Annotated in this window: 18 protein-coding genes, 1 tRNA gene and 2 pseudogenes; 19 read left to right on the forward strand and 2 right to left on the reverse strand. The window is 37.3% G+C overall.

Annotation, left to right across the window (positions count from 1 at the left end):
• The first annotated feature begins 141 nt into the window (after positions 1-141).
• The 3 genes from AOX59_RS18495 (at position 142) to AOX59_RS18505 (ending at position 2,357) form a co-directional block, all read left to right on the forward strand.
• A complete protein-coding gene (locus tag AOX59_RS18495) occupies positions 142-1,143 on the forward strand; it encodes an ABC transporter permease (RefSeq protein WP_068447854.1) in 1,002 nt (333 codons plus the stop codon).
• A 94-nt stretch (positions 1,144-1,237) separates the two neighbouring features.
• A complete protein-coding gene (locus tag AOX59_RS18500) occupies positions 1,238-2,089 on the forward strand; it encodes an ABC transporter permease (RefSeq protein ID WP_418000793.1) in 852 nt (283 codons plus the stop codon).
• Between the two features lie 194 nt (positions 2,090-2,283).
• Positions 2,284-2,357, forward strand: a tRNA-Arg gene (locus tag AOX59_RS18505).
• A 75-nt stretch (positions 2,358-2,432) separates the two neighbouring features.
• On the opposite strand, the pseudogene AOX59_RS20805 reads toward AOX59_RS18505, so the two are convergent.
• Together AOX59_RS20805 and AOX59_RS18510 are read right to left on the reverse strand one after the other, a co-directional pair.
• Positions 2,433-2,561, reverse strand: a pseudogene (locus AOX59_RS20805) (site-specific integrase); the annotation flags it as partial.
• A 362-nt stretch (positions 2,562-2,923) separates the two neighbouring features.
• Positions 2,924-4,369 carry a sodium:solute symporter family protein gene (locus AOX59_RS18510; RefSeq protein ID WP_418000772.1) on the reverse strand — a complete coding sequence of 482 codons (1,446 nt, stop codon included), beginning with the start codon at positions 4,367-4,369 and terminating at the stop codon, positions 2,924-2,926.
• A 149-nt stretch (positions 4,370-4,518) separates the two neighbouring features.
• Between AOX59_RS18510 and AOX59_RS18515 the strand changes: the two genes are divergently transcribed.
• From AOX59_RS18515 to AOX59_RS18585, 16 genes and pseudogenes are all read left to right on the forward strand, one after another.
• Entirely contained in the window at positions 4,519-4,959 is a 441-nt protein-coding gene (locus AOX59_RS18515) for a MarR family winged helix-turn-helix transcriptional regulator (protein WP_068447858.1), read from the forward strand.
• Positions 4,960-5,038: 79 nt separating this feature from the next.
• On the forward strand, positions 5,039-6,214 hold the full coding sequence (locus AOX59_RS18520) for a M24 family metallopeptidase (protein WP_068447860.1): 1,176 nt from the start codon (positions 5,039-5,041) through the stop codon (positions 6,212-6,214).
• A 140-nt stretch (positions 6,215-6,354) separates the two neighbouring features.
• Positions 6,355-7,479: a CdaR family transcriptional regulator gene (locus AOX59_RS18525; protein WP_068447862.1), complete on the forward strand. Its 1,125-nt coding sequence runs from the start codon at positions 6,355-6,357 to the stop codon at positions 7,477-7,479.
• Between the two features lie 483 nt (positions 7,480-7,962).
• A pseudogene (locus AOX59_RS18530) lies at positions 7,963-9,185 on the forward strand (glycerate kinase).
• Positions 9,172-9,411 (forward strand): hypothetical protein, encoded by a 240-nt coding sequence (locus AOX59_RS18535; protein ID WP_068447863.1) that lies wholly within the window; start codon positions 9,172-9,174, stop codon positions 9,409-9,411. Before AOX59_RS18530 ends, AOX59_RS18535 begins: the two are co-directional and overlap by 14 nt.
• Positions 9,408-10,976 (forward strand): sodium:solute symporter family protein, encoded by a 1,569-nt coding sequence (locus AOX59_RS18540; protein ID WP_068447866.1) that lies wholly within the window; start codon positions 9,408-9,410, stop codon positions 10,974-10,976. Before AOX59_RS18535 ends, AOX59_RS18540 begins: the two co-directional genes overlap by 4 nt.
• Entirely contained in the window at positions 10,976-11,545 is a 570-nt protein-coding gene (locus AOX59_RS18545; protein ID WP_068447868.1) for a hypothetical protein, read from the forward strand. Before AOX59_RS18540 ends, AOX59_RS18545 begins: the two co-directional genes overlap by 1 nt.
• 153 nt (positions 11,546-11,698) lie before the next feature.
• Entirely contained in the window at positions 11,699-13,030 is a 1,332-nt protein-coding gene (locus tag AOX59_RS18550; protein ID WP_169792892.1) for a class I adenylate-forming enzyme family protein, read from the forward strand.
• 26 nt (positions 13,031-13,056) lie between these two features.
• Positions 13,057-13,257 carry a hypothetical protein gene (locus AOX59_RS19380; RefSeq protein WP_237049447.1) on the forward strand — a complete coding sequence of 67 codons (201 nt, stop codon included), beginning with the start codon at positions 13,057-13,059 and terminating at the stop codon, positions 13,255-13,257.
• Between the two features lie 3 nt (positions 13,258-13,260).
• A complete protein-coding gene (locus tag AOX59_RS18555; protein ID WP_068447872.1) occupies positions 13,261-14,835 on the forward strand; it encodes an acyl CoA:acetate/3-ketoacid CoA transferase in 1,575 nt (524 codons plus the stop codon).
• Positions 14,836-14,887: 52 nt separating this feature from the next.
• Positions 14,888-15,628, forward strand: coding sequence for a 3-oxoacyl-ACP reductase FabG (gene fabG / locus AOX59_RS18560; RefSeq protein WP_068447874.1), 741 nt, complete (start codon positions 14,888-14,890; stop codon positions 15,626-15,628).
• Between the two features lie 45 nt (positions 15,629-15,673).
• Positions 15,674-16,861 (forward strand): thiolase family protein, encoded by a 1,188-nt coding sequence (locus AOX59_RS18565; RefSeq protein ID WP_068447876.1) that lies wholly within the window; start codon positions 15,674-15,676, stop codon positions 16,859-16,861.
• Between the two features lie 101 nt (positions 16,862-16,962).
• On the forward strand, positions 16,963-17,841 hold the full coding sequence (locus AOX59_RS18570; protein WP_068447878.1) for a 3-hydroxyacyl-CoA dehydrogenase family protein: 879 nt from the start codon (positions 16,963-16,965) through the stop codon (positions 17,839-17,841).
• 784 nt (positions 17,842-18,625) lie between these two features.
• A complete protein-coding gene (locus AOX59_RS18575) occupies positions 18,626-19,339 on the forward strand; it encodes a GntR family transcriptional regulator (RefSeq protein ID WP_068447880.1) in 714 nt (237 codons plus the stop codon).
• A 338-nt stretch (positions 19,340-19,677) separates the two neighbouring features.
• A complete protein-coding gene (locus tag AOX59_RS18580; protein WP_068447882.1) occupies positions 19,678-20,820 on the forward strand; it encodes an NAD/NADP octopine/nopaline dehydrogenase family protein in 1,143 nt (380 codons plus the stop codon).
• A 46-nt stretch (positions 20,821-20,866) separates the two neighbouring features.
• Positions 20,867-21,880 (forward strand): TAXI family TRAP transporter solute-binding subunit, encoded by a 1,014-nt coding sequence (locus AOX59_RS18585; RefSeq protein WP_068447883.1) that lies wholly within the window; start codon positions 20,867-20,869, stop codon positions 21,878-21,880.
• Positions 21,881-22,376: the final 496 nt, after the last annotated feature.

The raw sequence follows: 22,376 nt of genomic DNA on the forward strand, positions 1-22,376 counted from the left end.
ACCTCACATGTTCGGGTATACGGTGAAGATTAGGTGGGGATCAACTGCCGGTAAATGTCCGATTTGTTCATCTAACAATCAGTGAGGGAAGAACCCCCCTACTTATTGAAGATTCACTTTATAAAGAATGAGGTGAAACCATTGTTTGCCTACACGATGCGACGACTATTAATGCTCATTCCTGTACTGGCAGGTATGACATTGATTACATTTTCAATTGTTCATTTAATTCCCGGAAATCCTGCTCAGGTAATTCTTGGTGAAACGGCTACAGAAACAGCGATTCAGGATCTTGAAGAAAGCATGGGTCTGAATGAGTCATACCCTATACAATATGGTGTATATGTAACTGATCTGCTTCAGGGTGATCTGGGTACATCACTCAGGTCAAAAGCGGAAATCTCAACAGAAATATTACCGCGGTTGGCAGCAACCTTTGAGCTGACATTTTTTGCTATTATATTTGCTGTTATTATAGGTGTGAACGCAGGTATCATCAGTGCCTGGAAACAGAACTCCTGGTTTGACTTTCTGGCCATGTTGTTTGCGCTTGTTGGTGTATCCATACCGATTTTTTGGCTGGCATTGATGGAGCAATGGATTTTTGCCCAGGAATTAGGCTGGCTGCCGGCATATGGACGTGAGAACAGCAGGGATCCAATTGAACCGATTACATATTTTTATGTGCTTGATTCACTTCTTCATCTGGATTTTTCCAGGACGATAGGGGTACTTAAGCATTTAGTTTTGCCAAGTATTGCTTTAGGAACCATTCCAATGGCTATTATTGCGCGGATGACGCGGTCCAGTATGCTGGAAGTCATGCATTCAGATTACATACGGACAGTTCGTGCAAAAGGAGCAAGCCAGTTTCTCGTTATTTATAAACACGCGTTGAAAAACGCCGTTATTCCAGTTTTAACAGTTATCGGTCTACAGACAGGGGTGCTGCTGGGCGGCGCTATTTTAACCGAAACAATATTCAGCTGGCCCGGTGTTGGCAGGTATGTGTACGAAGCAATCAATTACAGAGATTATCCGGTGATACAATCGGGGATTTTGGTTATTGCATTCCTGTTTGTCATTATCAATTTGATTGTTGATTTGCTGTATTCCTATATTGATCCAAGGATTAAATACTAGGGGGGTTCATATGAGTTTAAAAGAAAAAGATAAACAAACAGAAGAAAAAAATGAAACGAACCCTGCAAAAGCAAATCAGCAAGCTGAAATGGAAATGATACCGGAAACATCACCATTGAAAGATACATTGAAACAATTACGGAAAAACCGATTTGCATTAGCGGGGTTAATTATCATTGTTCTATTCCTCTTAGTTGGTATATTTGCGCCATTGATAACATCTTACGGCTATGATGACCAAGTGCTGACAGACAGGTTGCAGCCACCATCTGCAGAACATTGGCTGGGAACTGATGATGTTGGCCGGGATATTTTCACCCGAATCGCGTTTGGGGCAAGAATCTCGCTGCAGGTAGGGTTTTTTGCTGTCATCGGCGCACTTGTATTCGGGACAATACTTGGTGTTGTGGCCGGTTATTTCGGCCGCTGGGTTGATATGCTCATTTCACGTTTTTTTGACATCTTGCTTGCTTTCCCGAGTATCCTTTTAGCCATTGCGATTGTAGCTATCATCGGGCCTTCTTTGCAAAATGCATTGATTGCTATTGCTGTCATTAATATACCGATTTTTGGCAGGCTTGTTCGTTCAAAAGTGATCAGCTTACGCGAAGAGGAGTTCATCCTGGCTGCAAAAGCACAGGGTATGAAGAATGGACGGATTATTCTGCATCATATTTTGCCTAACAGTCTGGCACCGATCATCGTACAGGCAACACTCGGGTTTGGGACAGCTATCCTTGATGCGGCTGCATTAGGTTTTCTAGGACTTGGCGCCCAGCCGCCAACGCCTGAATGGGGAGAAATGCTTGCTTCCTCAAGAGACTTTATTCAGCTGGCACCTTGGACATTAATCGCACCAGGTCTATGCATTATGCTTGTTGTGCTTGGGTTTAACCTGATTGGTGACGGCTTGCGCGATGCTCTGGACCCTAAAATGAAAAATTAATTAACGAACACAGGAAAGACAAAGGCTGCCATGTCCTTTGTCTTTCATTTGCTCGTTTTTATCCGGCAGAATTCACTCTCCCTTGCATGTAAAATTATCAGAAAATACCGTCTCCTATAAATTCCTTTAAAAGACTTGTCTATTCATCATAGAAGTATTATAATATCCTATGTGTCTTAAAAAGACTCATTAATGCGCTCGTAGCTCAGTTGGATAGAGCACTGGTTTCCGGTACCAGAAGTCGGGGGTTCAAATCCTCCCGGGCGCGCTATTTTCAGAGAGACAAGGACCAAAATTGGTCACCTTTACTTAGCTAAAGCGAATGACCGTTCGTGTCCTTTTTTTATTTTATAAATGCTGAATCTAAACTTTCGGCTACAGCTGATTGCATGTTTGGAAGCATATGTGAGTACGTATCCAATGTTACTTGAATGGATGAATGACCGAGTCGCTCTTTTATAATTTTTGGGTGAGTTTGCAGTGCGAAAGGGCTAAAAATATCGTATCAACCATAACGAATACATCATACCAAAGCGCGGAAAGCGTATTAGAAATGACAAATTATGAAGTTAAGCCCGCAATTGTTATATTATAAACGGGTGTCAATGTTGAACATGCGAAAGAATATATAGATAAGGCCCAATGGATATGGTTCGAAAGGCCGTTGAATTAGTACAGGAATAGCATAATTAACACAAGCCCACATTCAGGATTATCTGAATCAACGTCATTTAGATAAAGCATGCACGAAATCCCCACACTGAAAACAGGTGGGGATTATTTGACGCTTACTTAATTTTAATAGTAGGTGTCTCTGTTCATATTAAGACTGTCTCAAGATGCTTGCCTTTTTGAAGTCGCAAGCGTTACAAAGATTAGAACCAATATAGCAACAGGGACAGCAATTATGGAACTATTAATCTCGAATGGCTTGCCAAGCACAATTTCCCACGTTAGTGTTGTAACGACACCGGCGATCATGGAAGAAAGTCCGCCAGCTTTATTGACCCGCTTCCAGAGCAATACACCTAAAACAGCTGGTGTAAGACCTGCGCCATATACCGTGTAGGCATACATTTGGACATCCAGAATGGTCGGGAAATAGCTGATTAATACATAAGCGAGAACGCCCATTATAACCACAAAGATTTTCGTCGTATTCATCAATTGCTTATCCGTTGCATTCTTCATGAAGTACCTATTAACAATATCATAGGTGACGTTGGTCGCACCGGATAGCAGGTAAGAGTTGCCTGTTGTAATAATAAAAGCCGTTGCTGCAGCTAATAAAATTCCGCCAACCACGTTGGGCAACACGACTGTCGAGGCCATTAATGCCATCCCGGGTTCAATATTTTGAAACATTGAACTGGACGCAAACGCAATTAAACTGATGACAGGCGTAACAATAAGAATGCCAACGATCCATCCGATATTTGCCTTTTTGGTTGTACGATCCTCTTTAGACGCGGCCAGTCTCTGGTACATATTTTGATCACTTAATATTAAAAACAGAGGTGGCAGCAAGTATCCCAGCAACTGGATGGTTGAGAGAGATCCTGTTGCAGTCAGGTGGCTCGCTGGCACATTTGATGTAATTTCATCCCATCCCCCTGCAATCGAAATCATGAAAGGAAGAGCAATCAATAGTCCAAGCACCATGAATCCTGAACTTAGTGCATCAGTCGGTGCAACAGACCTGAGCCCTCCGATGGTAGCGAGGAATATGATTAAAATGCCGCCAATGATGACGCCCCATTGGGATGAAAGCCCAGTTGTTACGTTTAAGATAAACCCCACGCCTTGAATTTGATACGAAACAATCCCGATATAGGCAAGAATGATGATGATACTCGCCAGTAATCTGGCACCTGGTCCATATTTTTCTTCCAGGACTGAGGAGACAGTATATTTCCCCAGACTGCGTACTTTGGGGGCGATGAAATAGAGTGAAATGATGCCGGCAAGAACCGGGATGGTTAATAGAAAAGCCGGGATTATACCGAAACTGTAAGCCATCGATGTCTGGCCCCCGGTTATACTGCCGCTTCCTACCCACGTGGCCAGCAGTGTACCACTCAACACAAGTGTGCCTAAACTTCTTCCCGCTAAAATGTAATCCTCACTTTTTGAAATTTTTTTCGAGTAGTAGATACCAAGCATTACCATAAGAATGCCGTATCCTATCACATACCATAATAACGATACATCTGATTCAATACCCAATGCCAGATCCCCTTTCTTGTTTGTAGTGCCCCTTGAATCATGAGCAAAACGCACGATCAGCAGATACGATATCGTAACGATTTTTTATAGAACGCAAGTCTTTTCAGTCCCGCTTAATCCCATCTGTTTGTACGATAGTTGACAAAAGCAACTAAAATGGTTATGGTATATTGTAAATTATTTAAAAAGTGGAATCAATCAAAATGGACAATATTAAGGGAAACATTCAAAAAATAAAACATTTCAACCGTTTCTACTTGCGGATGATGGGATTATTCTCGCAGTATGATGATCAAAGTACCTATTCCGCAACGGAAGCGATGATTCTGTTTGAAATACATTCGGTTGAAAAATGTACGGCTTCATACTTAGCGGATTATTTTTTATTGGATAAAGGGTATGTCAGCCGTCTATTAAAACGGCTTTCCAAAAAAGGTATAATCGAAAAGTTTCCATCTACAGAAGATCGTCGAATACAATATCTCGAAATGACTGATAAAGGGGAGGGAGACTTACGAGCGCTCTCGAAACATGCAAACGCAAATGTTGAAAACATGATTGCAGGAATACCTGGAAAAGAAACCGATCAATTGGTTCAGGCCATGCGTCAAATTGAAATGATATTGAAACAACATGAGCGTTGAACCCGGCACTAGGGAGAGATAGGTAGTAGGGGGCAGTATACAGTTTGTACATCATCTGATTCAGAGGAGGAACGGACTTATGTTATTATCTATTCCAAATGAAGAATTTAAGGCACGTCAGGCGGATTTTTTTAACAAGTTGCTCGAAAAGAAATGTGATGCAGCTGTTATATTTGCGGCGACTGATATTTTTTATTTGACAGGATTCCATTTCATTGCAACAGAACGACCGATTGGTCTGCTGGTTGATCCAAATGACAAGTGGCACTTAATCGTACCCCGACTGGAGCATGAGCACGCAGAGGAATACGCTGTTATGGACCACGTGCATTCCTATCCTGAATATCCTGGCACGAAGCATCCAATGAAATATGTAAAAGAAGTCCTGCAGTTCTATGGATTCGAAGGCAAAACAATCGGGTATGATTCAATCAGCTATGGTTCGCCAATGGGCTATCGCGGGCCAACCATTGATACCTTGATCGAAGCTGATTTCGTGTCGCTTTATGGTATCATTGAGGAAATGCGGTTCGTGAAATCTCCTAATGAAATTGAATTAATCAAAGAATCGTGTCGTTGGGGAAATTTGGCACATAGGCTGTTGCAAAAATACACAAAATCAGGTATCAGTGAAATCGAAATTACCGGCAAGGCGTCACAAGAAGCGACATTGACTATGATTGAGACATTGGGATCCGATTATAAACCACACGGCCAGACAGCTTCTGCGACGTTCAGAGGCCAGGTAGGCTCCGAATCCGCCTTTCCGCATGCGGTTACACAAAACGTGATCATGTCAAAAGGGGATACGCTGGTGACCGGCGCGGCTGCAGCGGTGTTCGGTTATGACAGTGAGCTGGAGCGAACGATGTTTGTTGAAGAAGTATCCAAGGAACAGGAAAAATATTTCAATTATATGTACAATGCCCAAGAAGTTGCCTTAAATGCCATTAAATCCGGCGCTACATATGCTTCTGTAGAGGAGCAGGTGCAGGCTTACTATAAACAGGAAGGTATCACAGAGCTGACGAAACATCATACGGGTCACAATATTGGGCTTTTGATTCATGAAGCACCATTCTTTGATTTAGGCGATGACACCATTATTGAACCCGGTATGGTGGTCACGGTTGAACCGGGCATTTATGTTAAAGGCGTTGGAGGCTTCAGACACTCTGATACGGTGTTGGTAACGGAAAACGGCATTGAAATGCTCACCTATTATCCGAGGGATTTGGAGTCGCTTATTTGTTGAGGTGATTGGGGATAACATTTTAATCATCGTGAGATCCACAAAACGATTTCAGGCGATCGATATACAGCTCCGGCTGCATTTTTAAAAAGAGCAATTTTGAAGTTAATTCTAATAATAATTCTGAGGAGTTATGAACATCTATGGATATTTCGGCAGAATTAGCCCAAGCAATTGTGTCAAATATGGAAGAAATAATACATCAAGACATCAACTATATTAACACCGAAGGAATAATTATAGCCAGTACGAATACCAACCGAATTGGCACCTACCATGGAGGAGGGAAAAAAGTAAAGGAAACAAATGATGATTTAATTATAAGGTATGATGGGGAATATACTGGTTCACGAAAAGGTATTAACTTGCCAATTTATTTTGAGAATACAATTGTTGGGGTTATTGGAATCACTGGAGAAAAACAAGAAGTAGAAAAATTCGGGGCAATCATTAAGAGTATGACGGAATTACTAATTAAAAATGCATATTTAACCAATATTAAAAATAAGGCAAGAGAAAACCAGAGAATGATTATTGAAGAGCTATTATTCAATGATGAAAACGAAGAAAGTATTTTTATGAGTCGATTAAAGGTTTTCAATATAAAGGAAAATGTTCCGAGAATAGTTATTGTTTCAGAGGTGTTAAACGAAGATTTTCCTGCGCTCGACATTAAAGATAGGGTTATCGATTTATTTGATCATAAGTTAATGAAGAATCCTGACAATCTAATGATGCAGAATAAAAACAATATTATCATGATATTGCAGAACGTTTCACGTGAGAATGTATTAACAATGTTAAAAGATATAAACCAAATCGTAAAAAAAGAGCACGGGTTACAACTTAAATTTGGGATAGGAACTATAGAAACAAAACTACATAAAATAAGGGGATCTTATAAAAAAGCGAGCATTGCATTAGATTGGGTATTGTCATCCAAAGAGATAGATATTAACTACTATGATGATATGGATATAGAATTAATAATTGAGAATGTAACCGAAGATACAAAGAATGAATTTTATAAGAAGGTAATTGGAAATTTAAAGCCTGGTGATTTCAGTGAATATAAAGAGATTATTAGTCTTTTTGAAAAGTTCAATGGATCGATTCAACAAATTTCAGAGTCAATGTTTATCCACAAAAATACGTTGCAATATAAATTAAATAAATTGCATAAAATGACAGGGTATGATATTAGAAACTATAAAGATTTTACAATTATTAAACTAGCTTATTTGTTAACTGAAAATCAAAATACTTAATTATTAATCTGGCTAAGTGTAATTAACTTTGTGACATGCCTGATTACAGCCATCAAAATGTACCACCCAAGCCATATTATTCACCACTGAATGACAAGAAATTTACCACCAAATGATAGTTTTTTTACCAGTCTTTATACAGAATAAAGCACTTATATGGAACAGACTCAGAGCCACAGCGAAGCGGATTGCCATTGGTTGTAACGCCCGATTCTAAGTCAATGGTGTCGCGCTACTGAATTCGCACTATCTTGGGCAAAGCAGAGTGCCTCTTTTACTGCGTGGTAAAGCGAGTTGGCATTGCCTGGTAAATTGTTTGTCAAACATTGGTACAAAAGATGGCAGAAGTGGTAAAAAAACACTGGTCGTAATCACACGCCTAACAAAAACAAACAATCTATGTTATGCATAACATATGCATAGCTTTTTTTGTTTGTTATTTTGTTATATAGAACATAGACCTTTGAAGAAACCAATCCTATAATGAATAATAAGTTAAAGAAAGCGTTTTCTAATGTTGATTGGATTGGAAGTGGTAGTTTGAATATTGTTATTGCGACAGACTCATTTAAAGGTAGCGCATCTACATTTGAAGTTGCAGATTCCATCGAGAAAGGTATTAAAAATTTGGAACCGTTTGCGAGTATTAACAAGTTCCCGATTTCAGATGGTGGTGAAGGAACAGTTGACGCGCTGGTCGCTGCATCAAATGGAAAATTTATTGAAAAAGAAGTTACAAACCCATTAGGTGAAAAAGTTTCGGCTAGATTGGGGCTTTTAGAGAATAATATAGCAGTCATTGCAATGGCTGAAGCATCAGGGTTGACACTTATAAAAGAGGATGAAAAAAATCCCTTTAAAACAACAACTTATGGTACTGGAGAGTTAATTAAAGCTGCATTGGATTTAGGCGTAGATGAAATCCTAATTGGGATAGGTGGCAGTGCTACCAACGATGGGGAGCAGGAATGGCACAAGCACTTGGCGTTTCTTTAAAGGATGGAAATGGTGATCCAATTGGGTTTGGCGCTGAAGCTTTAGAGAACTTAGAGGTAGTAGACGTGACAAATATTGATAACAGAATAAAAGGTACAAAAGTTACCGTTTTTTCAGATGTAGTTAATCCATTGTGTGGCTTGAATGGTGCTTCTTATATATATGGACCGCAAAAAGGGGCATCAGAAGAGGATGTGAAATGGCTTGACCAACTATTATACAAATATGGTGGGACACTGGAAAAGCAATTGAACATGCCTGTTATGAATGAAAAAGGGTCAGGAGCTGCTGGTGGACTTGGAGCGGGGTTATTGGCTTTTTGTAATGCTGAGATACACCCTGGTGTCAATAAAATACTGGAAAAAACTAAATTGGAAGATCATATACAAAATGCAGATTTAGTCATAACCGGCGAAGGGAAAATGGATTCTCAATCTGTATATGGAAAGGCACCAATTGGGGTGGCAAAGATAGCGCAAAAATATAATGTCCCTGTAATTGCCATAGTCGGAAGTGAAGGTAGTGATATTAGAGAAGTTTATAAGCATGGAATTGATCTTGTTATCGATATTATCAATAAACCGATGGATTTAAATAAAGCAATGGAAAACGCTTGTGAATTGATTGAATATGCCGGCGAAAAGGCAATAAGGTCGTTTAAATTAAAGGATAAATCACTTGAATGGAGGGAACCGTATGAGTTTGTCTAAGAAGGTGCTTTTTGTTCTATTTAATGTTGTTTATTTCACATTTGATTGGATCGTACTACCTTATGTGCCAAACCCTATATTGTTTGGCTGGATTCCTTTACAAATGTTTTTACTCTTTACGCTTCCATTGATGGCAGCTACAGTTTGGGGTCTCTATTTTAACAATTTTTTCAATACTCAAAAGCATGTGAAGTATAATACTGATGGGAAGGAGCCGGCACAATGAATGCAAGTGTATTAATTATTATTGGAATATTCATTTATGGTCTTGTCCTGATATATCATGGTTTCAGGTCTTTCAAAGCTACAAGCAAATCATCTGAAGCTTTCTTTACAGCTGACCGTGGTATTAATCCGTTCGTTTTACTTGCAACTACCGCTATTTCCGTGTTTTCTGCTCTCGCCTTCTATGGCGTTCCTGCAGCAATATACCGAGAGGGAATTGGGTATCTGTCAAACACGGGTGGAATGATTGCGGGCCTGCTTTTCGTTGTTATTGGCTATCGTCTTTGGATTTTAGGAAAAGAATATGGTTTTACTACACCTGTTGACTTTTTACGATCACGTTATAATTCCGATGCTTATGGTCTATTGGTTGCATGCGTGTTGGTTATATTTATCGTACCTTATGTAGCTATGCAGCTTATAGCAATTGGTGATGCTGCGGTTGAGACAACGAATGGAATGTTACCTTACATTTTAGCTGTTGGGTTTGCAACAATTGTAGTATCTCTTCATATTATTGGTGGCGGCTTAAAATCAGTCGCATGGATGGATGCTTTTCACTTTATACTAGGAGCTGGTACTTTAATTGTTTTGGTTGTTTATTTAACATTAACCTATTTCCCTAACGGTGGATTAGCTCAAGCAGTAAATACTATGCTGGATAACCCGGAATTAGCACCACTATTATCTCATCCAGGGCCAAATGGAACGTTCAATTGGCAAGGAACACTATCCAATGTATTAACTGGTGCAGTAGCAACAGTAGTTTGGCCACATATATTTATGAGAATGTATGTGGCTGCGAGTAAGGATACTTTCAGGTCAATGTCATGGTCGTTGCCTGTTGCGTATGTTTTTGTTTATTTCCTAATCGCAATATTAGGTGGAATTTTGGCGCCGGCTATTCTAGGACCGAATGTAGCTGATACTGACAGCATTGTATCACTTTTATCTACTGAGTATGCGCCGCCTATTCTATCCTTTTTGTCTTTACTTTGCTTGTTTGCTTTTGGTGTTTCAACAGCAGACTCATTACTTTTATCAGCAAGTGCTATTGGCTCAAGGGACATATACGTGCGCCATGCATTTGAATTGAAGGGCAAAAGTGTCGAACCTAGAAAAGTAGTTCATTTTGGCCGTATATTACTTGTTATCTTAATGGTTTTAACACTAATTGTGGTCGCCTTAAGACCTGCATATATTGTTGATTATGCATATGCTCTGTCCTCTCCATTTTTTGCGCAAATTTTACCAGCTACTGTTGGAGGTTTGTTTTGGAAAAAAGGTACAAAAGAAGGGGCATTTGCAGGTACTATATTAGGATTGATTGTTACTACTGTTTTCACATTCTTTGTGACCCCTCCTCTTGGTTTTTCGGCCTTGGCATGGGCATTAATGGCGAATGCAGCAGCTTATATTGGAGTCAGCCTTATTACAAAAGCTCCTGAGGAAACAATTAATAAGTATATTGTGAGAGTTGATTCAATTATTAATGCAGGCACTGAAATGAACTCAGCCGTTGATTCATCCTTATCAGCACTGAATAATGGAAAGGAAATCAAATAATGGATAACTTTATCCCTTTAAACATCTATGGTATCGGTATAAAACATCCACAAAATTGGCAAATTTTTATCAACCCTAATAATAAATTTACGTTTCATGAGGGTTTGATTAAAATTGATAAAGTTACGATTGCTAAGAAAACAGCTACTTCTTTATCAATTAGATGGGCTAACATGAGAGAAAATGTTAACTTGGATGACTATATAAATGTCTTAGAAAAACAGTTCCAAAAGAAAGAAAAAAGAAGCCGGCATAAAGACAGGTATAAAATTAATGAAAAAATAAAATGTACAGTAGACGGAAAAAATGCTTACTTATTAAAAAATGAGTTCGTAGCTAACCACAGTATTTATCGTATTTTTGGAAAAGATGAGTTGGTTAAGGTATTGCAACTACTATTTTATTCAGAACAGTCTAATAGAATGGTTGTGGCCTCTTTATCAACGACTCCGGAAGAACTTGAGGAAAATGAAGACACTTTTATAGAAATTCTTATGTCTTTGCATGAACAAATCGACCAAACAGCTAAGAATGACGCTCATTATTGGCCAATGGTCTCTGAAGGTTAAAAGTTTAACTGCAGGGTTATGACTGTATAACCCTGCTACCATAATTCATTTAAATATTTTGTTTTAAAATGAAAGATGCTTTATATAGGTGGTGTAAAACAATTGATTTCTGGAAGCAATTATTGGAATGAAACCATTAATAAGAATCTCACTATGAAGCGTTTAAATAATAAGGAATATCAAACATTTGACAATATGAATCAAAATATGTACCAAGTCTTGAAAAAAAATGTTAACGAAGCCCCACATAAAATTGGAGTAGTTGATACAAACGGAGAGAATTATACGTATGATGAATTACTAGATTTAGCTGATAAATTATCATCTTATCTGATTAAGGAACTTCAGATCGAAAAAGGAAAACACATAGGATTATTATTATATAATTCTGTTGAATTCATTATTGCCTTTTTGGCAGCCCAGAAATTAGGTGCCGTCATTGTTCCATTTCCTACAAAATATAAAGAACCTGAGATTGTGTCTCTCGTTGAGAAAAGTCATTGTGATTTGCTAATTGTTGATAAGGCTTTTCATTCTTGGGTACAAAAAAATAACGATAATGTTATCCTATGTGATTCCCAACAAAAAAAGAATTTATTTGATATTGATCTAAATGAATATGAAGCCATTGAAACGAGTGAAATTGGATCGTTAGAAGATGTAGCTATTCTTATGTTTACTTCGGGCACTACATCACACAGCAAAGGCGTAGTTATTAGAAATTTCAATATTCAACATGCTATTACAAGCTATCATAGAATATTGGATGTTGATGAAAAAGATTCGACCATTTTAGCTATCCCTATTTATAATGTAACTGGTTTAATTGCAACCGTATCTTTGTTTTTAAAGTGTAAGGGAACAATTCATATTCATAAGTTTTTTGATCCAAAACAAGTTTTATCAGACATTCAAGAACATGGAATTTCTTTTTATCATGCTTCTCCTACGATTTTTACATTAATGCTGGAGGAAATGAAGTCTTTTTCTAAATTACCAAGTTTGACTAAAATAGCCTGTGGTGGCGCCAATATGCCTGCCGAACAAATAAAAGAACTTAAAGAATGGTTGCCAAACATGGAGTTTAGGACAATATATGGGCTATCCGAGACAGCTTCACCAGCCACTATATTTCCGACTGATGCATCTCAGAGCCATCATATTGGTTCATCAGGCCAACCTATTCCAGGGTTGTCTATTAAAATTGTTGATGACTTTGAGAACGAATTACCAGTTTGCCAAACAGGTGAAATTTTACTTAAAGGGACAAATGTAATTGCAGCATATTATAATCAGCAGTCAGATTTGATTACAGATGATAACTGGCTGAAAACAGGGGATATAGGTTATATCAATAAAGATGGTTACCTATATGTTGTTGATAGAAAAAAAGATTTAATCAATCGAGGCGGAGAGAAAATTTACAGTATGGATGTTGAAAACGTTATACGCCAAATCGGGGGGTTAATGAAGTTGCTGTCGTAGGAGTTAAGGATGAGATATATGGTGAAATCCCAGTTGCAGTTATTTCTTTAAAAGAGGGCTATGATTTGGAATCCATGTTCATTGAATCAATACTAAAGGACAAATTGGCAAAATATGAAATACCAGCTTATTATTATTTCGTTGATGGGGTTCTTAAAACAAAAAATGGGAAGATAGACAAAAAAAGAATAAGAGGAAATTTGGAAAATCAAAAGGAGTGTATCTAATAAATGAAAGCAAATTTCGTTGAAGCGAGTGAAGCTGTAAATTATATAAAAGACGGGGATACGATTACAACTGTTGGAATGACGCTTATTAGTGCATCAGAATCGATATTAAAAGCAATAGAGGAAAGCTACTTGAAAAATGAGTATCCAAAAAATCTAACATTGGTTCACTCTGCAGGTCAAAGTGATCGGGAGAATGGAATCCAGCATTTTGCTCATGAAGGATTCGTAACGAAAATTATTGGCTCACATTGGGGGCTTCAACCAAAATGGATGGACATGATCTCCGAAAATAAAGTAGATGCGTATTGTCTTCCTCAGGGTCAAATGGCTCAATTATACAGATCGATGGCTTGTGGACTTCCAGGGAAAATGAGCAAAGTTGGATTGGGAACGTTTGTTGATCCGCGTGTTGAAGGGGGGAAGATGAATGAAAGGACAGAGAAACTAGAGGATATTTCCGAAGTAATGGAATACGAAGATGAAGAATATATGTTTTATCGAAAAATTCCTTTAGATGTTTGTATAATACGTGGAACGACTGCGGATGAAATGGGTAATATCACAATGGAAGATGAAGCAATGAAGCTTGAGGTACTGCCGGCTGTCCTTGCCACAAAACGATTTGGCGGGAAAGTGATTGTTCAGGTGAAGCGTGTGGCTGAAACAGGGAGTTTGCATGCTAAGGATGTCGTTGTTCCGGGAGTTTTTGTCGATGCGATAGTAGTATCCGATAATCCATTTGAAGATCATAGACAAACCTCTTCTTGGTATTATGATCCGTCATATTCAGGCGACCTTCGAGTACCAATTAATACAATTAAACCGTTGGAAGTAAATAAAAGAAAGTTCATCGGAAGAAGGGCTATGTTTGAAATTAGTAAAGGTGACGTTATCAACCTGGGTACAGGGATACCGAATGATGTTGTAGGCAATATTGCCTATGAAGAGGAGATATCTAACGATGTGATGATTACTGTTGAATCAGGAATATATGGTGGTATTCAACCTGGCGGTGTTGACTTCGGTATTGGACAAAATATCTATGCAATGATTACACATGATCAACAAATGGACTATTACAACGGAGCAGGCGTGGATATTACTTTCATGGGAGCAGGAGAACTTGATCAGTATGGAAATGTCAATGCAACAAAAATGGGACATCTATGTACTGGTGCAGGTGGTTTTATCGATATTACGCAAAATGCTAAAAAAGTCGTTTTTTGCGCAACATTTAGTACTGGCGGCGCGAAAATGAGTCTTGAAAATAATCAGGTTCAAATCAATCAAGAAGGGTCCATCAAGAAAATGGTTTCAAAGGTCTCTCAGATATCGTTTAATGGAAAGTTAGCCAGGAAGAAAGGCCAAGAGGTATTTTTTGTTACAGAAAGAGCAGTATTTAAGCTGGTAAAGGAAGGAGTTATGTTAATCGAAATTGCTCCTGGGATTGATTTGCAAAGAGATATTTCAGATATGATGGAATTTGAACCGATTATTAGTAAGGATTTAAAAGTTATGGATGAAGCGTTGTTTGCAGACGGTCAATTCGGTTTGTCGAAATTTATGAGGGCGTAAAGCATTACCAGCAATTATGAAACAACAAGAAATTTTTAATGGAGGGACACGAATGGGGAAACTATCAGGTAAAGTAGCGATGGTAACAGGTGCAGCAAGAGGTCTTGGCAAGGGAATTGCGGAAAAGCTTGGTAAAGAAGGTGCGCAAGTCGTTATCGTTGACCTTAATGAGGAAGCATGTAAAGAGGCAGTTGATTCATTTAGAGAAGAAGGATATCGCGCAACTTCATATACAGTTAATATAGCAAACGAAGATGAGGTTACAAAACTATTTAACAATGTTACCGATGAATTTGGAAAAATAGATATTTTAGTCAACAATGCGGGTATTAATAAGGATGGTACACTGCACAAAATGTCTGTTGACCAATGGCAACAAGTCCTCGATGTTAACTTGACGGGTACATTCCTTTGTACACGGGAAGCAGCAGTACGGATGAAGGAACGGAACGAAGGTAGAATAATCTCTATTTCATCTGCCAGCTGGCTGGGAAACTTCGGTCAAGCAAATTATGCTGCTTCAAAAGCAGGAGTAGTTGGCTTAACAAAAACAGCAGCAAGGGAGCTGGCCAAGAACAATATAACTTGTAATGCTATCTGCCCGGGATTCATTGACACGGACATGACAAGAGGGGTTCCCGACAAAGTTTGGGATCAGATGATAAATAAAATACCAATGGGCAGAGCAGGAGCCCCTTCCGACGTAGGGAACATGATCGCATTTTTAGCATCCGATGAGGCTTCATATATTACCGGAGAAGTCATCAATGTTGGCGGTGGAATGGTAATTTAGCTTTCAAAGGTAATTTCTAAATCAATTGTAAAAGGAGAATGTAACATGAGTGAATTAAAAGAGGCCGTTGTAGTCTCCGGTGCAAGAACACCAATTGGTAAATTCGGGGGAAGTTTTAAAGACGTCCATTCAACCGATTTAGCAGCATACGCAGTAAAAGAGGCGTTAAAAAGGGGAGAAGTCAAACCTGAAAGTGTAGACGAATTAATTATAGGTAATGTCGGGCAGATAGCTGAAAATGGATTTATAGGAAGAGTTGTTTCGTTAAAATCTGATTTGCCAGATTCAACTACAGCATATTCCGTTAATAGACAGTGCGGGTCAGGAATGCAATCCATTGTAGATGGAATGATGCAAATTCAAACGGGGAACTCAGAAGTTGTAGTGGCTTCTGGCACGGAAAATATGTCTCAATTACCATATTATTTAAAAGGTGCACGATTTGGATACAAAATGGGACACGGAGATCTAGAGGATGGCTTATTATCAATTTTAACCTGGCCAAGTGGACCATATCATAACGGTGTTACAGCTGAAAATGTAGCGGAAGAATATGATGTATCAAGACAAGAGCAGGATGAATTTTCGTTAAAAAGTCAGGAAAGAGCGGTTCAGGCAATTAAGGATGGTAAATTCAAGGATGAGATTGTCCCTGTTGAGGTAAAAGATAAAAAAGGAAATGTATCAATTGTTGATACAGATGAACACCCTAGAGAAGGTCTTACTATGGAAAAACTGGGGAAAATTAAACCAGCCTTTAAAAAAGATGGATCTGTCACACCTGCTAACTCTTCCGGTATTAATGACGGGGCAGCTGCAGTAGTGTTGATGTCAAAAGAAAAAGCAGAAGAATTAGGGGTTAAGCCGTTATTAAAAATAAAAGGATTTTCAATCGCTGGAAATGATCCAGGTTTAATGGGGTATGCTCCTAAATTATCAACAGAGAAATTGGCTGAAAAGTGTGACGTCGATTTAGATGATGTTGACATTTATGAACTGAATGAGGCTTTTGCATCTCAATCATGTGCCGTCATTCGAGATTTGAAACTTGATTCAAATAAGGTGAATGTAAATGGTGGAGCGATTAGCTTAGGTCATCCAGTAGGAGCAACAGGTACTATATTAACAGTTAAATTAATGTATGAAATGCATCGTGCCGAGTTAGATAAAGGAATTGTTACTATGTGCATTGGTGGCGGACAAGGCATTTCAACATTATTTGAAAGATGTTAAAAATTAACGAGGTGGGAAACTTTTTTGTTTTCCACCTTACTACATATAAATACTCAAAGTGTCTTATTTGTCAGAAGTAATTTAATTTGGAGGGAGAGCAAATGTCAATTGAAAATATAGCAATCATTGGCGGGGGACAAATGGGGTCAGGTATTGCACAAAACGCTGCTGAACATAATAAAAATATAACGCTAATTGAAGTAAATGAAAAAAAGGCGAGTGAGGCAGAACAACATATAAAGGAACAGTTAAGTTCAAAAGTTAAAAAAGGAAAAAAAACTGAAAAAGAAAAAAGCCAAATTCTAAGCAATATAAATGTAAAGACAGATATGGAAAAAGTGAAGGGATCCTCCTTAGTAATTGAAGCTGTTCCCGAGGACATAGAAATCAAAAAGAAAGTTTTCTCTCAGATAGATCAATATGTTGATGATAATACAATACTAGCTTCCAATACATCAGGTCTTTCTATTGCTGCAATTAGTTCAGTTACTCAACACCCCAAAAATATAATTGGTTTCCATTATTTTTATCCTGTACCAGTTATGAGACTGGTTGAAGTCACCCCATCCATTGTTACCGATGATACTACTGTAGAGGCTATGTTTGGTTTTGCCGAAAGCATTGGAAAGAACCCGGTTCGTTGTCAGGATTACCCAGGGTTTCTAGTTAACCGTATTCTTGTCCCGATGATAAATGAATCAGTATATTGTGTAATGGAAGGTGCCCAACCAAAAGATGTAGATGAAGCTATGAGGTTAGGGGCAAACCACCGTATGGGTCCACTTACTCTTGCTGATTTTGTAGGGTTAGACGTGCTTTTAGCAACAATGGAAGGTTTATATAATGGCTTTCACGATTCTAAATATCGTCCCTGTCCTTTATTAAAAAAAGTTGTAGAGTCAGGAAATCTCGGTATGAAAACAGGAAAGGGATTCTACAATTACGATGAATCAGGTAAACAACTGCAACAATCATTTTAAATCTGTTAATAATCAAGATTTTAATTAAATGTATAGTGAACACGTAATTTTAATTTGACCACATAAATAACCGTATTCTTACTAATTGGTAATTACAGCCAACGAAATGTGCTACGATTTGTCAATATTGTCCAGGAAAATTCAACGGATTATACATTGGCGTATATATGCTATTTTAGTATCTGTCATCTAAAAGTGCATGTTCAAGGAGTTTGCATTCAGCATAGATAAGTCAACATTGATTGTTACAGAGCAATTAATATTTGCAAGATATAAAGGACAAACTTAATAACCTGGACTTAACGCACTTTTTCCTGTATTTTAGTATTGGTGTGATTGATTAAGGCTTACCTATGTTTGATGGTGTCACGAAGTTTCCCGTTTTTGTCGCAATCACAAAACCTTGCTCGTTGTAGTCGAATCCAACTTTCATTTTTGCTCATTCTGGTGCTTCTTAAGTTCAAATACGTCAGCATCAGAAATAGTAATAGACCGCAACTCGGACCATTGTTAAGTTCACCTATCACAATTTGCTCCTGTTCATCTTTTTGTAAGGACCGTCGCACATGGATAACTTTGTCATTCAAATCAACTGAATCCCATTTCAATCCAAGTATTTCCCTTTGCCGCATACCTGTTTGGGCGAATGTTGAAACTTAGAGAAGGGACTTTTTGTCTTAAAAAATTGATTTTTGTGTCTTGACAAAGATTTCAAACAATATTAATATAAATGTTAGTTGCTAGGGTATGATATATAAAATTTGAAACTAGGATAGTTGATAAAATGAGTGATTTTCTTAATAAAAATAGTAGTATTCCATTATATTATCAAGTTAAAGAGGTGATAAAAGAAAAGATAAAGTGTGGAGAATGGAAAAATGATGAAAAGATACCAAATGAATTGGAATTGGTAAATCAATTTAGTGTCAGTAGATCAACCGTTCGTCAGGCTATTTTGGAGTTAGTGGCTGAAGGGTTATTGATAAGAAGAAAAGGGCGTGGTACTTTTGTAAAAAAGCTCCAACATGAAGGTAACTTTATGACCTTTTCTTATCCTGATGAACTTGGTAAAAAGCATATTCCTGTTAGTACAGATGTTATAGAAGGACCACTAGAATATTTACATATTTTAAAGTTATATAACAGTAAAAAAATAAATGAAATAATTCGTTTAAGGTATTTTAAAGAAGATCCGGCTGTTATCGAAAGGACTTATCTTCCCTTTTATCTTTTTCCAGATATATTAAACAAAGATATGACAAAACCCATATATGATACTATTATAGATGATTACAAAATTAATATAGTTCATCATAAAGTTTATATAGAACCAATATTACTTGGTGAGTATGATGCTAATCTGTTGGGAGTTCATTCAGGTCAGCCTGCCTTAAAAACAACAAAAATATGCGAAACTTCAAACAATTTACCGATATTGTTAACTATAAGTGTCTTTAGAGAAGATAGAAGTAAATTATTTTATCAATATGATGTATAGAAACAAAGTCATCCTATCCATGTCCGGACATAATAACATATAAGTTGATTTTTAATAAAAGAGTATAGATTCGTTCACATGAGATGAATTATGGGGTATAGAAACAAAACCATTTTGGGAGTTATTGTCTATTATGTCCGGACATTACAACATATAGAATTGAAAATAAAAGAGTAGAGGTTCCTTCACATGCAAGTGATCAAAGGTTATTACATTATGAATTAAGAAAGTTAAGGAATAATTGTAGTATCTTTTTTGGAATTTCACAGTTTAATGTAAGCGCATACTACATTGTGAAATTCCTATCAAGTTAAGTATAAAAAAACTAGAAAAAGGAGATGTTTAAAATTAATATTACAAATTTAAATGATTCAAAAGTTTGTATTATAGGGGCAGGCAATGGTGGTTTAGCAGCAGCCGCAGATTTAACCTTACGGAGACATGAAGTTATCTTGGCTGAATTGCCTGAGTTCGAAGAGAATATTAGCGAAATTAAAGAGAGAGGAGGAATACACCTCGAAACATTAGAAAGAACTGGATTAAAAGGTGGGTTTGCGAAACTTTATAAAGTAACAACAAATATTTCTGAAGCAATTTCTGAAGCAAAAATAGTATTAATTATCACACCTTCTTTTGCTCATAAAAAAATAGCTGAAGAGTGCGCTGAATTTTTAAAAGAGGAACATACAATTGTATTAGCTCCAGGTAATTTAGGAGGAAGCATTGAGTTTTATAATAGTTTAATTGATAATGGTGGAAATATGAATGTTAATATTTCTGAAATGGAATGCATGATGTTTGCATGTCGAAAAAAGGATAATAGTACCATTTATATTAGGGGATATAAGCATAATCTTGGCTTTTCGACTTTTCCTTCGATATCGACGGACAGGGAATTTGAAAGAGTTAAAGAAATTTATCCTAATATAGTGAAAAGGCAAAATGTTATTGAAACCGGGTTTTCTAATATAAATCCTATTTTACACGTGCCTATACTTATATCTAATTTAAGTATTATAGATAATAAAAAGAATGTTTTAATGTATCATGAGGCCTTAACCAAGTCTATAGAAAAAATAACTGAACATTTAGATAAAGAAAGAATGTCTTTAAATAATTTTGGTGAAGATATTCAATTAAAACCAATGAGTGATATCTATAAAAGTTGGTATTACCATCAAGGAGCAAGGGGATCCTCCTTTGTGGAATTAGCGGGGGAAAACCCAATTTACTATGAAAGTGAACTCCCTAATACTTTAAACCACAGGTATTTATTAGAAGATATACCTTATGGGTTAATTCCTATGATTTCTATGCTAGATAAATTTGAGATACAAAGTAAGAATATAAGGTCTATAGTAAATACTGCTAGTTTAATTTCCGAAATTGATTTTTATAAAAAGGCTAGAACTTTAAAAACATTAAAGCTGCATAAAAAAAGTAAAGAACAAATTATTAATTATATTAAATATCGTAATTAATTTTTATAAAGAATTACAAATAATATTAATAAAGGGTGGATTAAAAATGTTTAAAAGAAAGTTATATATTAGTGTTTTGATGCTATTTACTCTCTTATTTATTGCTGCTTGTGGTAACGAATCAGGCACGGATGGGTCAGGGGGTAATGATGACCAATTTTTAGATTTTATAACGGGTGATCCCGAGGGAACTTGGGCTGCAATAGGAACTGGTATATCTGATAGAGTTAACGAGTCTTTAGATGGTATTGAAGTGGTTTCTAAACCAGGATCTGGATCTGTTGGAAATCCTGAGGCCGTTTCAATTGAGAAAGGTGATATTGGTATGTCCTATAACCCTTTTCTTTTAAAAGCAGAAAATGGAGAGGCTCCATTTAGTGATAAAATGACGAATTTAAGAGCAGTAGCATCATTAACTCCAACTGTAGTTCACTTTATTCAAAATTCTGATATGAAAATTGACTCTTTAGAAGAACTTATTTCAACACAAACAGATATTACTTTAGGTATTCCTCCTGAAGGACAGGGAAGTAATTACATTGGTAATATGATTTTTGAATCACAAGGTATAGAAAGTATTGAAGACACTCTAAACGATTGGGGTGGTGACATTTATTATGGAAACATGTCTAACTTAACTGATGCATGGAGTAATAGACAAATTGATAGTATAATTTCCACTTTAAATGTTCCAGGTTCCGCAATAGAAGAATCTATGGCTGCCTCTGAAGGAAAGTTAATGAATATCGGTGATGAATTAGCTAATGTATTAATTAACGAGCAAGGATTTGAGCCTTATACTATACCTTCAGGAACATATAATAATCAAGAAAAGGATGTCGAAACGGTAGGATTATCAATAATTGTTTTTGCGAGGGATGATGTTTCAGATGATGTTATCTATGAATTAACTAAAACTATCTATGAAAATGAGGATTATTTAGCAAACGTCCATAGTTCATTTGAAAACTTCAATGCGGATAATATGGCAGATAACTTAACCCTAGAGGTTCACCCAGGTGCGGAGAAGTTTTATCAAGAAAAGGGATTAATGGACTAAAAACCTATCCCTTTCCCTTCATTTTTTAAAGTATGCCTGATAACGGCCAGCGAAATGTACCACTGAATAATAACCTTTTTACCAGTCATTACACAAAACACTGCACTTTTATGGAATGAAGCCTGAGCCACAGCGAAGCTGCTTGCCATTGACTGTAACGCCCGATTCTTTGCAGACGCTGGAAGGGGTAGGGGCCCGTCAGCGAATGCTTAGAATCGGATTGTCCGTGTTATCATGTTTGAACAGGTGTGCCTCTTAGGCATTATTTCTGCCACACCTGCGATAGTTCCACAAGTCGGACAAAAGTTAAGTCAATGGTGGCGGGCTACTGAATTCGCACTGCTTCAGACAAAGCATAGTAATCCATTTCCTGTGTGGTAAATTGGGTTGGCATCACTTGGTAAATTGTTTGTCACACACTGGTACAAAAGATGGCGGAGGTGGTAAAAACCGCTGGCCGTAATCAATGCCCTATAAAAAGGCATACTTATTTTGT

Source organism: Lentibacillus amyloliquefaciens (genome assembly GCF_001307805.1).
GTDB classification, from domain to species: Bacteria; Bacillota; Bacilli; order Bacillales; family Amphibacillaceae; genus Lentibacillus; species Lentibacillus amyloliquefaciens.

Bases quoted from the DNA above. Each gene is read 5' to 3' on its own strand.
- AOX59_RS18555 (WP_068447872.1), top strand. From the start codon at position 13,261: ATGAAAGCAAATTTCGTTGAAGCGAGTGAAGCTGTAAATTATATAAAA.
- AOX59_RS18585 (WP_068447883.1), top strand. From the start codon at position 20,867: ATGTTTAAAAGAAAGTTATATATTAGTGTTTTGATGCTATTTACTCTC.
- AOX59_RS18540 (WP_068447866.1), top strand. From the start codon at position 9,408: ATGAATGCAAGTGTATTAATTATTATTGGAATATTCATTTATGGTCTT.
- AOX59_RS18580 (WP_068447882.1), top strand. From the start codon at position 19,678: ATGTTTAAAATTAATATTACAAATTTAAATGATTCAAAAGTTTGTATT.
- AOX59_RS18515 (WP_068447858.1), top strand. From the start codon at position 4,519: ATGGACAATATTAAGGGAAACATTCAAAAAATAAAACATTTCAACCGT.
- AOX59_RS18525 (WP_068447862.1), top strand. From the start codon at position 6,355: ATGGATATTTCGGCAGAATTAGCCCAAGCAATTGTGTCAAATATGGAA.
- AOX59_RS18520 (WP_068447860.1), top strand. From the start codon at position 5,039: ATGTTATTATCTATTCCAAATGAAGAATTTAAGGCACGTCAGGCGGAT.
- AOX59_RS18565 (WP_068447876.1), top strand. From the start codon at position 15,674: ATGAGTGAATTAAAAGAGGCCGTTGTAGTCTCCGGTGCAAGAACACCA.
- AOX59_RS18570 (WP_068447878.1), top strand. From the start codon at position 16,963: ATGTCAATTGAAAATATAGCAATCATTGGCGGGGGACAAATGGGGTCA.
- AOX59_RS18500 (WP_418000793.1), top strand. From the start codon at position 1,238: ATGATACCGGAAACATCACCATTGAAAGATACATTGAAACAATTACGG.
- AOX59_RS18545 (WP_068447868.1), top strand. From the start codon at position 10,976: ATGGATAACTTTATCCCTTTAAACATCTATGGTATCGGTATAAAACAT.
- fabG (WP_068447874.1), top strand. From the start codon at position 14,888: ATGGGGAAACTATCAGGTAAAGTAGCGATGGTAACAGGTGCAGCAAGA.
- AOX59_RS18550 (WP_169792892.1), top strand. From the start codon at position 11,699: ATGAAGCGTTTAAATAATAAGGAATATCAAACATTTGACAATATGAAT.
- AOX59_RS18535 (WP_068447863.1), top strand. From the start codon at position 9,172: ATGAGTTTGTCTAAGAAGGTGCTTTTTGTTCTATTTAATGTTGTTTAT.
- AOX59_RS18575 (WP_068447880.1), top strand. From the start codon at position 18,626: ATGAGTGATTTTCTTAATAAAAATAGTAGTATTCCATTATATTATCAA.